The sequence below is a fragment of the Solirubrobacter deserti genome (assembly GCF_027587175.1).
Classification (GTDB): domain Bacteria; phylum Actinomycetota; class Thermoleophilia; order Solirubrobacterales; family Solirubrobacteraceae; genus Solirubrobacter; species Solirubrobacter deserti.
This window is the reverse complement of record NZ_JAPCID010000066.1, coordinates 26,516-40,073: the sequence shown is the minus strand read 5'-3', so window position 1 is coordinate 40,073 and position 13,558 is coordinate 26,516. Positions and strand designations below refer to the sequence as shown.

Here is a 13,558-nt window from a genome sequence, read left to right as displayed (position 1 = left end):
CGCCGTGGGCGGGCCGGCCGGGTGCGGGCGGCGAACCGCCGTGGGCGGGCCGGGCGTCGCGGGTGGGCGGGCGCGGGTCGCGCGCGGCCACTTCGGCCACCAGGGCGGCCTGCATCGCCCGCGCGTACTCGTCGAGCAGCGGCGCCACGTCCTCGCCCGCCAGCTCCGCGGCGCGGAGCGCGCCCACCAGCTCGGGCTCGGGCAGCGTGGGCTTGACGCCGACCGCCACCCAGCCGCCCGCGGCCGGCGCCGCGACGATCAGCGCGCGAAACCACGCACCGTCGTCGGCGACGAGCCGCAGCGGCGCCACGCCGACGCGCCCGAAGAGCGCGCGCAGCACGGCGTACGGGATGTCCGGGTGGCGTAGCGCGTCGAACGCGTCGCCGACCGCCGCGCCGCTTAGCCGGGCGAAGACCGGGTCGAGCGCCGTCAAGCGGCCGGAGCCGTCCAAGGCGAACGCGAACGACTCGGACGGGTCGAACGGGCGCTCGCGGGTCGACGCGATCAGCGCCACAGCGCGAGAACTATGCCATGGCGTAGCGCGCGTGATGTCCGCGGGCACGGGCGAGGGCGGCCAGGGGCGACAGCAGCGCGCGGACCATCCACGCGGGCGGGAACGGCGCGCGCACCTCGCGCCGGAAGCGCGACACGAACAGCGCCAGGTGCAGCGGCTTCGGCATGCCCGACCGCCAGACGCGGCCTTCGAGGGCGAGCTCGGTCGTGGTCGTCAGCAGGTCCTCCATGTCCAGCGCGGGCACGACCTCGACGCGCGCCCGCGCGACGCCGTCGCCGCCGTTGGTGAACTTGTGCACCCGGCCCGCCGGCACGACCACGGTCTCGCCCGCCTCGGCCACGATCTTCCGCAGCCCGAGGCGGAACGTCATCGTCCCCTCGAGCACGTGGAAGCGCTCCTCCTGCTCGGGGTGGACGTGGGCGCCGGGCACGCGCCCGTCGGCCGCCAGCTCGAGCTCGAACTCGAGCCGCTCGCCGCCGGTGTCCGCCGCGGTCTTGATGAACGTGATCCGCTCGCCGCTGACCGGGTTGTCGATGATCTGTCCACTGAGAGCCATTCCGAAGTCCTTGAGTCGCTGGGGAGGGAGCGACAAGGCTCCGGGACACGGCGTCGCGTGTCGTCGGCCCGCCTGACGATCTGTGATCCGCCGCAAAGACGACCCGGGCTCGCCCCCGAGGACGACCTCGTGTAATCTCCACAAAAGCGATCGGATTAGATTCACCCGAAACCTGATCCGGTTACTTGTGAATAACGCGTTCGGCCGGTACGGTCATGGGACCCCATGAGCAAGATCGAACGCATAAAGGCCGAAACCGACGGCCTCGACGTCCTGCCGGAACTGCTCCGCGCCGCGCGCGAGGGGTGGGAGACCCTGAGCCCCGACCACGTCGGCCTGCTCAAGTGGTACGGGCTGTACGCGCACAACACCGGCGACGGCCACTTCATGCTCCGGACCAAGGTCATCCAGGGCAAGCTCACGCTCGACCAGGTCGAGACGATGGCCGGCATCGCCGAGGAGTTCGGGCGCGGGATCATCGACTGCACCACGCGCCAGTGCTTCCAGATCCACTGGATCCGGCTCGAGCACATCCCGGAGATCTTCGCTCGCCTGGAGCGCGTCGGGCTCACGTCATCCGGCGCCTGCGGCGACATCACGCGCAACGTCGTCGGCTGCACGCTCGCCGGCCTCGGCCACGAGGAGATCGTCGACGGCTACGCCACGTCGGAAGCCATCCACGAGTACTTCCTCGACAACAAGCTCTACTCGAACCTGCCGCGCAAGTACAAGATCAGCGTCACCGGCTGCGCCGAGGACTGCGCCCGCGGCCTGATCAACGACATCGCGCTGTCGGGCGCGATCGCCGAGGACGGCACGCGCGGCTTCAACCTGCGCGTCGGCGGCGGCCTCTCCACCCAGCCGCGCTTCGCCCGCTGGATGGACGTCTTCCTCACCCCCGAGGAGTGCCCCGAGGTCATCGCGGCGATGACCGGCATCTTCCGCGACGCCGAGGAGAACCGGAAGGCGCGCGGCAAGGCCCGCCTGAAGTTCCTCGTCGACCGCGTCGGCCCTGAGGCGCTGCGCGAGGAGCTCGAGCGCCGCGTCGGCCGCCCGCTGCGCCCCGGCGTCCAGAAGGCGCCGGGCCTCAACGGCGACGACCACATCGGCGTCCTCCCCCAGGCCGACGACGCCTACCGCACGGTCGGCATGGTCGTCCCGGTCGGCCGCCTGAAGGCCAGCCAGCTGCAGGGCCTCGGCGACCTGGCCCGCAAGCACGGCGCCCGCGAGGACGACGCGCTGCGCCTCACCCACCAGCAGAACGTCCTGCTGCCGTGGATTCCGGCCGAGAACGTGGACGCGCTGCTGCTCGAGCCGCTCGTTCAGGAGCTCACCCCCACGCCGACGCTGTTCCAGCGCGGCCTGCAGACGTGCACGGGCAAGGAGTTCTGCGGCCTGGCCAAGGTCCACACCAAGGGCCGAGCGGTCGAGATCGCCAAGTTCCTGGACGAGCACGTGCGCCCGAACGGCCACGGCGAGGACTTCCGCCTGCACTTCGCGGGCTGCTCGTCCAGCTGCGCCCAGCACCAGATCGCCGATGTCGGGATCGAGGGCGTCCTCAAGAAGGTCGACGGCGAGTTCGTCGAGGCGATGGACATCCGCATCGGCGGCCACCTGGGCGAGAACCCGAAGTTCGGCGACGTCGTGATCAAGAAGGTCCCGAACTGGGAGCTCAACGACACCCTGCTGCGGATCTTCACCCTCTACGAGACCCACCACGCCGAAGGCGAGACGTTCCGCGACTTCGCGGCGCGCACCGAACCGCAGTGGTGGACGGACGAGCTGACCCCGGTCGAAGAACCGGTCGCATGAGCACGATCGCCGAGGTGCTGACGGAAGCCGTGGAGCGCCACGGCGACCGCCTCGTGCTGCTCTGCTCCTTCCAGAAGGAGGAGTCGATCCTGGTCGACGAGCTCGTACGCATCAAGCCGGACGCGCGGATCGTCACGATCGACACCGGCGTCCTGTTCCCCGAGACGCTGGCGACCTGGCGGGCGTTCGAGGAGCGCTACGGCATCGACGTCCAGATCGAGGAGGCGCGCGGCGCCTGGACCGGGCCCGAGCAGTGCTGCGGCGACCGCAAGGTCGCGGCGCTCGAGCGCGCGCTGGACGGCGCGGACGCCTGGATCACCGGCATCCGGCGCGAGCAGTCGCCGACACGCGCGAACGCGCAGACGATCGAGTTCGACGACAAACGGGGACTCTGGAAGTACAACCCGCTGGTCGAATGGACCGAGAAGGATCTTTGGAACCGGATCTTCGAACGCGATCTCCCGTACCACCCGCTCCACGATCAGGGGTACTCGTCGATCGGCTGCGCGCCGTGCACCAACCCCGGCTCCGGCCGTGAGGGACGGTGGGCCGGCCTCGCCAAGACCGAATGTGGGCTGCACGTATGACCGCCATCTCCACTCCCGCGCTCTCGCACCTGCGGGCGCTCGAGGCCGAAGCGATCCACGTCATCCGCGAGGTCGCGGCCGAGCGTGAGCGCCCCGCGCTGCTGTTCAGCGGCGGCAAGGACTCGATCGTGCTCGTCCGGCTCGCCCAGAAGGCCTTCGCGCCGGGCAAGGTCCCGTTCCCGCTGCTGCACATCGACACGGGCCACAACTTTCCCGAGGTCATCGCCTTCCGCGACAAGCTCGTGCAGGAGAGCGACCTGACATTGCTGGTCGGCTCGGTGCAGAAGTCCATCGACGACGGGCGCGTGCGCGAGGAGACCGGCCCGAGGGCCTCACGCAACCGCCTGCAGACGGTCACGCTGCTGGACGCGATCGCCGAGCACCGCCTGGACGCCTGCTTCGGCGGCGCGCGCCGCGACGAGGAGCGCTCGCGGGCGAAGGAGCGCGTTCTGTCACTGCGCGACGACTTCGGCCAGTGGGACCCACGCCGCCAGCGCCCGGAGCTGTGGGACCTCTACAACGCCCGCGTCCGCCCCGGCGAGCACCTGCGCGCGTTCCCGATCTCCAACTGGACCGAGCTCGACGTCTGGCAGTACATCGCTCAGGAGGAGCTCGAGCTGCCGTCGATCTACATGGCGCACGAGCGCGAGGTCTTCGAGCGCGACGGGATGCTGTACGCGACGAGCGACTTCATCACGCTGATGGACGGCGAGGAGCCGTTCACGGCCTCGGTCCGCTACCGCACGGTCGGCGACATGAGCTGCACGGGCGCCGTGCGGTCCACGGCGGGCACGCTGCCCGACGTGGTGGCCGAGATCGCGGCGACCAACATCACCGAGCGCGGCGAGACCCGCGCCGACGATCGCGCCACCGAGGCCGCCATGGAAGACCGCAAGCGCGAGGGGTACTTCTAGCCATGGACCTCCTGCGACTCGCGACCGCGGGCTCGGTCGACGACGGCAAATCGACGCTGATCGGCCGGCTGCTGTACGACTCCAAGGCGGTCCTGGCCGACCAGCTGGCCCATGTCGAGGAGCGGTCCGTCGACGGGCTGGACCTGGCGCTGCTCACCGACGGCCTGCGGGCCGAGCGCGAGCAGGGCATCACGATCGACGTCGCCTACCGCTCGTTCGCGACACCGCGCCGGCGCTTCATCCTCGCCGACTGCCCCGGCCACGCCCAGTACACGCGCAACATGGTCACGGGCGCGTCCACGGCCGATCTGGCGCTGCTCCTCGTCGACGCCCGCCAGGGCCTGACCGAGCAGAGCCGCCGCCACGCTGCGATCGCCGCGCTGCTCGAGGTCGAGCACGTGATCGTCGCCGTCAACAAGATGGACCTCGTCGGCTACGCCGAGGACGTCTTTGACGGCATCGTGCGCGACGTGATCGAGCTCGGCGCCGCGATCGGCCTGCACAAGACGGATTTCATCCCGATCAGCGCCCTCAAGGGCGACAACGTCGTCGAGCGCTCCGCGCAGATGCCCTGGTACGACGGGCCGCCGCTGCTCGAGCGGCTGGAGACGGTGCCGGTCGAGCCGCCGGCCGTGCACGGCGCGCGGCTACCGGTGCAGCTGGTGCTGCGCGGCGAAGGCGGCACGCGCTGGGCCGCGGGCCGGCTCGCCGCGGGGTCGCTGAAGGCCGGCGACGAGGTCGTCGTGCTGCCGTCCGGGACGCGCACGCGGGTGGCCGAGGTGCGCGACGCCGACGGGCTCGCCGAGGTCGTGGACGCGCCGCTCTCCGTCTCCGTCCGGCTGGAGGACGAGGTCGACCTCGCGCGCGGCGAGCTGATCGCCGCTGCGGACGACGCCCCCTCCCCCACCCGCGAGCTCACGGCGACCGTCTGCTGGCTCGGCGACCGCCCGGCGCGGCCCGGCGACCGCTTCCAGCTCAAGCACGGGACGCGCTCGGTCCCGGCCAAGCTCGACAGTGTCGACGGCCGGATCGACTTCGAGTCGCTCGAGTGGCCCGGTGCCGAGGAACTGCGGCTGAACGACATCGCTCACGTCAAGATTCGCCTTGGCGGTGAGATCGCGGCGGATGCCTACGCGCGCTGCCACGCGACCGGCGCGTTCATCCTCGTCGACGAGTCCAGCTTGGACACGGTCGCCGCGGGCATGGTCTCGTAGCCTTTCGGACACATGACGCGGCTCGATGTGCCCAGCCCTGCGCCCGCGCAGGCGACGGATGGCCTTGCCCAGGACACGGCGCTCCTCTCGGACGCCCTCAAAAGCGTGCTCGAGGAGCAGGCCGGACGCGTGTTCGCGTCCCGCCTGCAGTGGCTCTTCAAGACCGCCGCCGCCGTGCGGGCGGGTGACGAGGGCGCTTCAGAGCGCCTGGTGGCGTACCTGCGCGGCGTACCGGACGAGTCCGTGGAGCCGATCATCCGCGCGTGCTCGCTCGAGCTCCAGCTCGCGAACATCGCCGAGGAGCGCGAGCGCGCGCGGCGCCGGCGCCAGTACGACCAGACGGGCGCGATCCAGCGTGAGTCGCTGGCCGAGACGGCGCAGATCCTGCGCGACCGCCAGATCGACATCGGGCCGCTGATGGCCCAGCTGCAGATCGAGCACGTGCTCACCGCGCACCCGACGGAGGCCACGCGGCGCTCGGTGCTCGACCACCAGTGGGACGTCGCGGCGCTGCTGGACAAGCTCGACGACCCGCGCACCGGCCACGGCCGCCGCCGCCAGCTGCTGAGCGAGCTGCGCGAGGACCTCACGATCTGGTGGCAGACCGACGAGCTGCGGCGCGTGCGGCCCAAGGTCGAGGACGAGGTCCGGCGCAACCTGTTCTTCTTCGAGGCGGTGCTGTTCGACGCCATCCCGGCCGTGCTGGACGAGATCGAGCACGAGCTCGGCGTCCGGCTCGTCCAGCCCGTGCTCTCGTACGGCTCCTGGACCGGCGGCGACATGGACGGCCACCCGGAGGTCGGCGCCGACACGCTCACGAGCGCGCTCGCGCTGCACCGCTCCACGGCCCTGCGGCTGCTGCGGGCGCGGGTGGACAAGCTCGCGCAGACGTTCTCGCACTCGTCGCTGCGCGTGCCGGTCTCCCAGGAGCTCGAGGACTCGCTGGCGCGGGACGCCGAGGAGCTGCCGACGGCGGCCGTGCTCAAGCGTCCGCACCGCGAGTGGGAGCCGCTGCGCACCAAGCTCGGCTTCGTGCACCACCGGCTCGGCAACACGCTGACGCCGCGCGGGCGTGAGCCCGGCTACGCCGACGCGCAGGCGCTCGCCAACGACCTGCGGCTCGTGCTCGCGCACGTGAACTCCCGCCACGTGGCGACGGGCTCGATCCGGCGGCTGCTGTGGCAGGTCGAGGTGTTCGGCTTCCACCTGGCCGGGATCGACATCCGCCAGGGCGCGAACGTCGTGCGCGAGGCGACCGGCGCGCTGCTGCCCGGCTTCGCCGACGCGGACGAGGCCGGTCGCCAGGCGCTGCTGACCGAGGCGCTGGTCTCGGGCCGGCGCGGGATCACGCACGATCCGGGCGGCGAGCCGGGCGAGCTGCTGCGGGTGCTGGACACGGTGGCACTCAGCGCCGAGGCGTACGGGCCGCAGACCGTTCCGGCGTTCGTGATCTCGATGACCGAGCGGCCGTCCGATGTGCTCGCCGCGCACTGGCTGGCGCAGCGGGCGCGGGCGACCTCGCTGCGGATGGTGCCGCTGTTCGAGACGCGCCAGGCGCTCGAGGAGGCGCCGGCGACGATGGCCGCGCTGTACGCGATCGAGCCGTACCTGACGCACCTGCGCACGCAGGCCAATCGCCAGACGGTCATGGTCGGCTACTCGGACTCGGGCAAGGACACGGGCTACGTCGCGTCCACGTGGGCGCTGTACGAGGCGCAGGAGCGGCTTGCGGCGCAGGCGAAGGAGCTCGACCTGCAGCTGGAGCTCTTCCACGGCCGCGGGGGCTCACCGTCGCGCGGTGGCGGGCGCACCTATCGCGCCATCCTGGCCCAGCCGGAGGGCACGGTCGAAGGGCGCATCCGCATCACCGAGCAGGGCGAGACGATCGCGGCGCGCTACGCGGACGAGGAGCTCGCGCAGCGGTCCCTGGAGCAGACGGTGTCGGCCGTCCTGCTGGCGAGCGCCCTGCCGAACCCGCCGATCAAGCCCGAATGGCGCGAGGAGATGGCGCGGCTGTCCCTCGTCTCGCGCGAGCGCTACCGCGGGCTCGTCTACGACGACCCGGAGTTCCTGCGCTTCTTCAACCAGATCGCGCCGATCGCGGAGCTCTCGCAGCTGAACATCGGCTCGCGGCCGCCGTCGCGCAAGAAGTCGAACGCGGTCGAGTCGCTGCGGGCGATCCCGTGGGTGTTCGCGTGGATGCAGAACCGCGTGCTGCTGCCGTCGTGGTACGGGGCGGGCACGTCGCTCAGCTCGGGTGAGTTGGAGATGCAGCGCGAGATGTGGCGGGACTGGCCGTTCTTCACGGGGCTGATCGGGACCCTGGAGATGGCGCTGTTCAAGACCGATCTGGGCGTCGCCGAGCGCTACCTGTCGCTGGTCGACGATGAGATCGCCGAGCGTTTCTGGGACGACCTGAAGGCCGAGCACGAGAGCGTCGTCGAGCGCGTGCTCGCGATCACCGGGCAGGAGCGGCTGCTGGAGCAGACGCCGGCGCTGCAGGCGCGGCTCGAACACCGCAACCCGTGGATCGATCCGCTCTCGCACCTGCAGGTGGAGCTGCTGCGGCGCCTGCGGGCGGGGCGCGACGAGGCCCGGCCGCCGCTGCTCGCCACGATCACGGGTATCGCGGCCGGCATGCGGAACACGGGCTAGACGGTCTCGGATGCTCCCTGCCCGGGCGCGACGGCGGAGGTCCAGACCTCGTCGTCGTCACTCTGGGCGGGGACCTCGACCTGCCCGTTTGTACGGTCGATTTTGAACGTATTGACCTGCGCGGGTGCGCCGGTGCCGCGAGGGCGCGTGGCGACGACGAGCTCCGTCGCTTCCGGCGGCGCCTCGAAGCGGACCACGTGCTTGTCGGCCGCGCGCGTGACCTTGGCGGTCGGCGCCGGGGTCTGCGGCGCCTTCTTGGTCGGCGTGGCGCGTTCGATCAGCTCGAGCGGGTCCTTCCAGTGGCGGCGCGAGCCCGGGCTGGTCGGGCTGTTGGCGTCGACCGGTCCGCCGGCGGTGGTGTCACCCCAGCGGCCGGGCCAGAGCAGCCACTTCGGCTTGTCGGTCTCGACGATCTCGAGCGTCGGGTCGATGCGCGGCCCCTTGCCGTCGGCACGGTCGACCCAGTGGCCGGTCCAGTGCGTCCCGGCGCCGAAGTAGTTCGCGTGCGAGCCGCGGGCGATGTAGATCAGCGGGCGCGGGCCGTGCGTGCGGACCTCGCTCCAGGGCTGGACCTCGGCCTCCCGGTGCTGGCTGAGAACGGCGCGCAGCGGGCGCTCGTCTTCGTCGAGCTCGATCTGGATCAGTTCCCAGTCGCCCTCGTGCTTGCCGCCCGAGACCAGGGAACCGAGGATGCGGAAGTGGTTGTAGTAGTAGAAGAGCCAGTACTGGAGCCACAGCTTGCCGTTGCGATCGCGCCGCGCGTGGCCGTAGACGCGGTTCGCGTAGCGCGGGTTCGCGTGCAGCTTGGCCGCCGTCTCCTCGTAGTCGCGCTTCGTGTCGCCGATGACGTCGCCGCGCTGAGCCTGGTAGGTGCCGAGGTAGTCGAGCGAGAGCGTCGGCGGCTTGGCGATCGGCGTCCCGTCCGCGCGCCGCAGGACGTTGGTCGGCGAGTCCGTCCAGATCGCCGCGGAGTCCGCGAAGTACTCCTCCTGCGCGTCATAGACAAGACGCGGCCGGTGCCGCTCGAGCAGCGTGCGGGGGTCGGTCATGACCGCGCGACCCTACCGGAGGAATGGGCGTAGCCTCTGACGGGCACAGCTTCTTTATGGCTCAGCTGCCCACCCAGTCCCAGTTCGGCGATTACAGCGAATGGCCTGGCCGCGACGTCCTTGATTCGGGCGGGCAGCGGCTCGGCAGTGTTCGCGAGATCTACCTCGACCGCGAGACCGGCCGCCCCGAGTGGGTGCTCGTGGACATCGACGACTCCGAAGCCCGCTTCGTGCCGCTGGCGAACGCGGACGTCGAGTCCTCGTCGATCCGCGTCGCCCACACCGCCGAGAAGGTCAAGGCCGCCCCCGGCATCGGCGCCGAACCCCGGATCGACCAGGCCGAGGAGCGCCGCCTCTACGCGCACTACGGGCTCGGCTACTCCGAGCACGACTCCGGCAGCGGCCTTCCGGACCCGGACGCGTCCGCGCCCACCCCGACCGGCTGGGGCGGCGACGCCGACGAACCCGGCCCGTCCTGGCAGGCCCGCGGCGGTAGCCCGACCTCGAGCGACCCCGCCCCACCGAGTTCGGACCGCCCCGCCGTGCCGGCGGCGGACGCCGACCGACCCGCCGTCTTCTCGCCGCCGCCGACGACCGGCGGCAGCGACACGGATCGCGCGGCCACGTCCTCGCCGCCCACCACGGGCGCCGACCCGGATCGCGCCGCCACGTCCTCGCCCCCGCCCACCACGGGCGCAGACACGGACCGGTCCGCGGCGTACTCGTTGGCCGACGACGACCGCGACGCGACCCCGCCGGCCACCGACACGGACCGCCCCACCACGGCTGCCGACATCGATCGCCCTGCCGCGTACTCGTTGTCCGCCGACACCGACAGCGAGACCACCTCGCCGGCCGCCGACGCGGACCGGCCCGCCGTCTTCTCGCCGCCGCCGACCAGCGGCGGCACGGACACGAATACGCCGCCGTGGCGCCGCGGCGACGACGCGACCTTCTCGAGCTACTCGGGCGAAGCGGACGAGTCGCCGTTCACGTCCGGCCAGGCCGGGCCGAGCGCGGACGCGACGCCCGCTGCGGACCCCGAGCGCGCCCCGAGCGGGACGGCCGAGTCGGCCCCGCCGACGGCCTGGGGCGCCGAAGACGCCGCCGGCACCAGCGCGGCGAGCCCCGCGCCGGAGCCGACGATCGACGCGCCGCCGCCCGCCGAGCCGCCTTCCCCCGCTGAGCTCGAGGCCGCGCACATCCCGGCGGAGCCGCCGGCCGCGTCCGATCGCGCCGGCGAGTACGAGACCGCGCCGTTCGGTGCCGTCACGCCGACCACCACGGGCGAGAGCGACGAGCCGCCGACCTCGCAGGTCGCGTCCGATCCGGCCGCCGCGTTCCTCAGCGACGACACCACCGAGCGCTCCGAGCCGCCCACCAGCGACACGCCGGACTCGCCGGCGCGCGACGAAGATCCCGCCGCGGCGTTCCTCACCGACGACACGACCGAGCGCTTCGAGGCGCCGACGACGAGCACGTTCGAAGCGGAGACCCCGCGGATCGAGCGCGCCGAGGAGCCGCCGGCACTGGCGCCGCCCACCGACGGCCCATCCTCGCTGACGCCGCCCGCCACGTCGATCGGCGCGGATGTACCGGCGCCGCCGGTGACCGCGGACACGCCCGAGGCCGACGACACGTCGGGGCGTGAGGATGAGAGCTCGGCGTCCGCGCTGTCGCCCCACGCCGGGACGGTCGACCCGCCCGCGCCGGCGGTGACCCCGGACGAGCTGCCCGATGGGCCGAGCGCGTCGCCGCACGGAGCCACGACCACGGGCGGCTCCGCGCCCGGCAGCGATTCGGGCTGGCCGTCCTCGAAGCCCGGGCTCGGCGGGGAAGCGGGATCCAGCCCGTCGGGGGCGCTCGAGCGCGTCAAGCGGCAGCCCGCGAAGATCGCGATCGCGGCGACGGCCGCAGCGGTGCTGTTCTTTATCGTTCGTCGCCTGCGCTAAAGCTGGCCGTTATGCATGGCCCCCACAATGGGGGCCATGGACCTCACCTTCCCCGCAGATTCCGTGATCGTCGTGGCCGGCGTTCCCGGGGCGGGGAAGACGACGTTGCTGCGGCGCGCGGTGGACCGTGAGCAGGCGAGGGTCGTCGACACCGACGACCGCACGCGGCGCGGGCCGCTGTTGTATCTCGGCCACTACGCGCGGATCGCGGCGGCGATCGCGCTCAACAAGCCCGCCGTGATCCACTCGCGCGGGACGAAGACCGTCGCCCGCCGCACGATCCTCGCGCTCGCCAAGCTCCGCGGCCGACCGGCGCACATCATCCTCATGCACGCCGACCGCGAGGCCGCCGAAGCGGGTCAGCGCGCCCGCGGGCGGACCGTCTCGCAGGCCGAGATGGACCGCCAGGTGGCGGACTGGCAGCAGCTGCTCGCCGACGGCGGGCTGCACGAAGAAGGCTGGGCGACCGTCGAGTTCCTCACACGCGAGCAGGCCGCGGACGTGTCGCAGCTGCGGTTCGCGCCCGTCTACGCGCCCGCGTCGGCGATCGCGGTGTAGGGCGCCAGCGCCGCCCGGACCCACTCCGGGATCGGCGTCTTCACCCACGTCTTCGCGTCGACGAACACGTGGCGCAGCCAGCCCTCGATCAGCAGCTCCTCGCCGCGGTGGATGAGCAGCTCGAGCTTCATCGACGTCGTGCCGAGGTGCACGACTGAAGCGCTCACCACCACGACGTCCTCGAAGCGCGCCGGAGCGCGGAACTTCACGTTCGCCTCCCCCACCACCGCCTCGACGCCCTTCGCGACCATCTCGTTCCAGGACCCCATGGTCTCCCGCCACAACTCCGACACCGTGTGGTCGAAGTACGCCAGGTAGTTCGCGTTGAAGACGATTCCCTGCGGATCGCACTCGCCGTAGCGGACACGCAGCTCGTGGGTGAAGGCGGGCATCGCCCGGCACGCTAATAGACTCGGCGCGATGTGGCACCGCACCGCGACGGAGCTCGCCGCCGCGATCCGCGCCCGTGAAGTGACCCCGCGCGAGGTGGTCGCGTCACACCTGGAGCGCATCGAGGAGATGAACCCGCAGGTCAACGCGATCGTCACCCTCGAGGACCCCGAACGGGCGCTCGCCGCGGCCGATCAAGCGCCGCCCGGCCCGCTCCAGGGCCTGCCGATCGCGGTCAAGGACCTCGAGGACACCGCCGGCCTGCGAACGACCTACGGGTCGCCGCTGTTCAAGGACCACGTCCCGGCCACCGACTCCCTGCTGGTGGAACGGCTCAAGCAGGCCGGGGCGATCATCGTCGGCAAGACGAACACGCCGGAGTTCGGCGCGGGCAGCCAGACCTTCAACCCGCTCTTCGGCGCCACGCGCAATCCGCACGACCTGACCAAGACGCCCGGCGGCTCCAGCGGCGGCGCGGCCGCGGCCGTCGCGGCCAACATGATCCCGTTCGCCGACGGCTCAGACCTCGGCGCGAGCGTCCGCAACCCCGCGGCGTTCTGCGGCCTCTACGGCCTGCGCCCGACGCCCGGCCGAATCCCGGACCACGGCCCGGGCGACCCGTTCGACCCGCTCCCCGTGCTCGGCACGATCGCCCGCACCCCCGCTGACGTCGCCCTCCTGTTCTCCGCCCTCGCGGGCCCGGACCCGCGCGATCCGTTCTCCATCCAGGAGCCGTGGCCCACCCCGGGCGACCTGCGTACCGACCCGAGCACGCTCCGCATCGCCTGGAGCCGCGATCTCGGCGGCCTGCCCGTCGACGCCGAGGTCACGGCCGTGCTCGAGCACGCCCGCGCGGCGCTTGAGGCTCTCGGCTGCACCGTCATCGACGACGAGCCGGACTTCACCGGCGCCGACGAGTGCTTCGAGGTGCTGCGCGGCGTCAAGTTCGCCGCCGCGTTCGCGTCGATCGCCGACGACGTCAAGCCCACGCTGCGCGAGAACATCCGCTTCGGCCAGCAGCTCGACGCGACCCGCATCGGCAACGCGATCGCCCACCGCGGCGAGCTGTTCACGCGCATGCGCGAGTTCCTCACCCGCTACGACGTGCTCGCCGCGCCCACGACGCAGCTGCCACCGTTCAGCGTCGACCTCGAGTACCCGACCGAGATCGCGGGCGTCCAGCTCGGCAGCTACCTCGAGTGGTTCCGCTCGTGCAGCCGCATCACGGTCACCGCCCACCCGGCCCTCTCCGTGCCCGCCGGCATCACCGCCGCGGGCCTGCCGGTCGGCCTGCAGCTCGTCGGTCGCCACCGAGGCGAGCTGCAACTGCTTCAGCTGGCGGAAGCCCTGCGCTGAA

11 protein-coding genes and 1 pseudogene are annotated in these 13,558 nt (G+C 72.2%); 8 read left to right on the top strand and 4 right to left on the bottom strand.

Going from position 1 to position 13,558, the window contains the following annotated elements:
* Together OJ962_RS30345 and OJ962_RS30340 are read right to left on the bottom strand one after the other, a co-directional pair.
* Positions 1–514, bottom strand: a pseudogene (locus OJ962_RS30345) (hypothetical protein); the annotation flags it as partial.
* A gap of 10 nt (positions 515–524) precedes the next feature.
* The gene (locus tag OJ962_RS30340) at positions 525–1,070 is read right to left on the bottom strand and encodes a cupin domain-containing protein (RefSeq protein WP_202953833.1); all 546 of its coding nucleotides are present in this window, start codon (positions 1,068–1,070) and stop codon (positions 525–527) included.
* 225 nt (positions 1,071–1,295) lie between these two features.
* On the opposite strand from OJ962_RS30340, the gene OJ962_RS30335 reads away from it, so the two are divergent.
* Genes OJ962_RS30335 through ppc form a run of 5 tightly spaced genes read left to right on the top strand, consistent with a single transcriptional unit; the run spans position 1,296 to position 8,252 of the window.
* A complete protein-coding gene (locus OJ962_RS30335) occupies positions 1,296–2,882 on the top strand; it encodes a nitrite/sulfite reductase (protein ID WP_202953832.1) in 1,587 nt (528 codons plus the stop codon).
* Positions 2,879–3,469, top strand: coding sequence for a phosphoadenylyl-sulfate reductase (locus OJ962_RS30330; protein WP_202953831.1), 591 nt, complete (start codon positions 2,879–2,881; stop codon positions 3,467–3,469). The genes OJ962_RS30335 and OJ962_RS30330 overlap by 4 nt, the downstream gene beginning before the upstream one ends.
* Positions 3,466–4,383 (top strand): sulfate adenylyltransferase subunit CysD, encoded by a 918-nt coding sequence (gene cysD, locus OJ962_RS30325; protein WP_202953830.1) that lies wholly within the window; start codon positions 3,466–3,468, stop codon positions 4,381–4,383. Before OJ962_RS30330 ends, cysD begins: the two co-directional genes overlap by 4 nt.
* Positions 4,384–4,385: 2 nt before the next feature.
* Positions 4,386–5,597, top strand: a complete 1,212-nt coding sequence (locus tag OJ962_RS30320; RefSeq protein ID WP_202953829.1) for a sulfate adenylyltransferase subunit 1 — start codon at positions 4,386–4,388, stop codon at positions 5,595–5,597.
* A gap of 12 nt (positions 5,598–5,609) precedes the next feature.
* Entirely contained in the window at positions 5,610–8,252 is a 2,643-nt protein-coding gene (ppc, locus tag OJ962_RS30315; protein ID WP_202953828.1) for a phosphoenolpyruvate carboxylase, read from the top strand.
* Here the strand turns inward: ppc and OJ962_RS30310 are convergent.
* Positions 8,249–9,301, bottom strand: a complete 1,053-nt coding sequence (locus OJ962_RS30310) for a hypothetical protein (protein WP_202953827.1) — start codon at positions 9,299–9,301, stop codon at positions 8,249–8,251. The genes ppc and OJ962_RS30310 overlap by 4 nt on opposite strands.
* A 56-nt stretch (positions 9,302–9,357) precedes the next feature.
* Between OJ962_RS30310 and OJ962_RS30305 the strand changes: the two genes are divergently transcribed.
* Together OJ962_RS30305 and OJ962_RS30300 are read left to right on the top strand one after the other, a co-directional pair.
* The gene (locus OJ962_RS30305) at positions 9,358–11,253 is read left to right on the top strand and encodes a PRC-barrel domain-containing protein (protein ID WP_202953826.1); all 1,896 of its coding nucleotides are present in this window, start codon (positions 9,358–9,360) and stop codon (positions 11,251–11,253) included.
* Positions 11,254–11,289: 36 nt separating this feature from the next.
* Positions 11,290–11,811, top strand: a complete 522-nt coding sequence (locus OJ962_RS30300; protein WP_202953825.1) for an AAA family ATPase — start codon at positions 11,290–11,292, stop codon at positions 11,809–11,811.
* On the opposite strand, the gene OJ962_RS30295 is transcribed toward OJ962_RS30300, so the two are convergent.
* On the bottom strand, positions 11,781–12,203 hold the full coding sequence (locus OJ962_RS30295) for an acyl-CoA thioesterase (RefSeq protein ID WP_202953824.1): 423 nt from the start codon (positions 12,201–12,203) through the stop codon (positions 11,781–11,783). The genes OJ962_RS30300 and OJ962_RS30295 overlap by 31 nt on opposite strands.
* A 28-nt stretch (positions 12,204–12,231) precedes the next feature.
* On the opposite strand from OJ962_RS30295, the gene OJ962_RS30290 reads away from it, so the two are divergent.
* Positions 12,232–13,557, top strand: coding sequence for an amidase (locus tag OJ962_RS30290; protein ID WP_202953823.1), 1,326 nt, complete (start codon positions 12,232–12,234; stop codon positions 13,555–13,557).
* Position 13,558 lies beyond the last annotated feature (1 nt).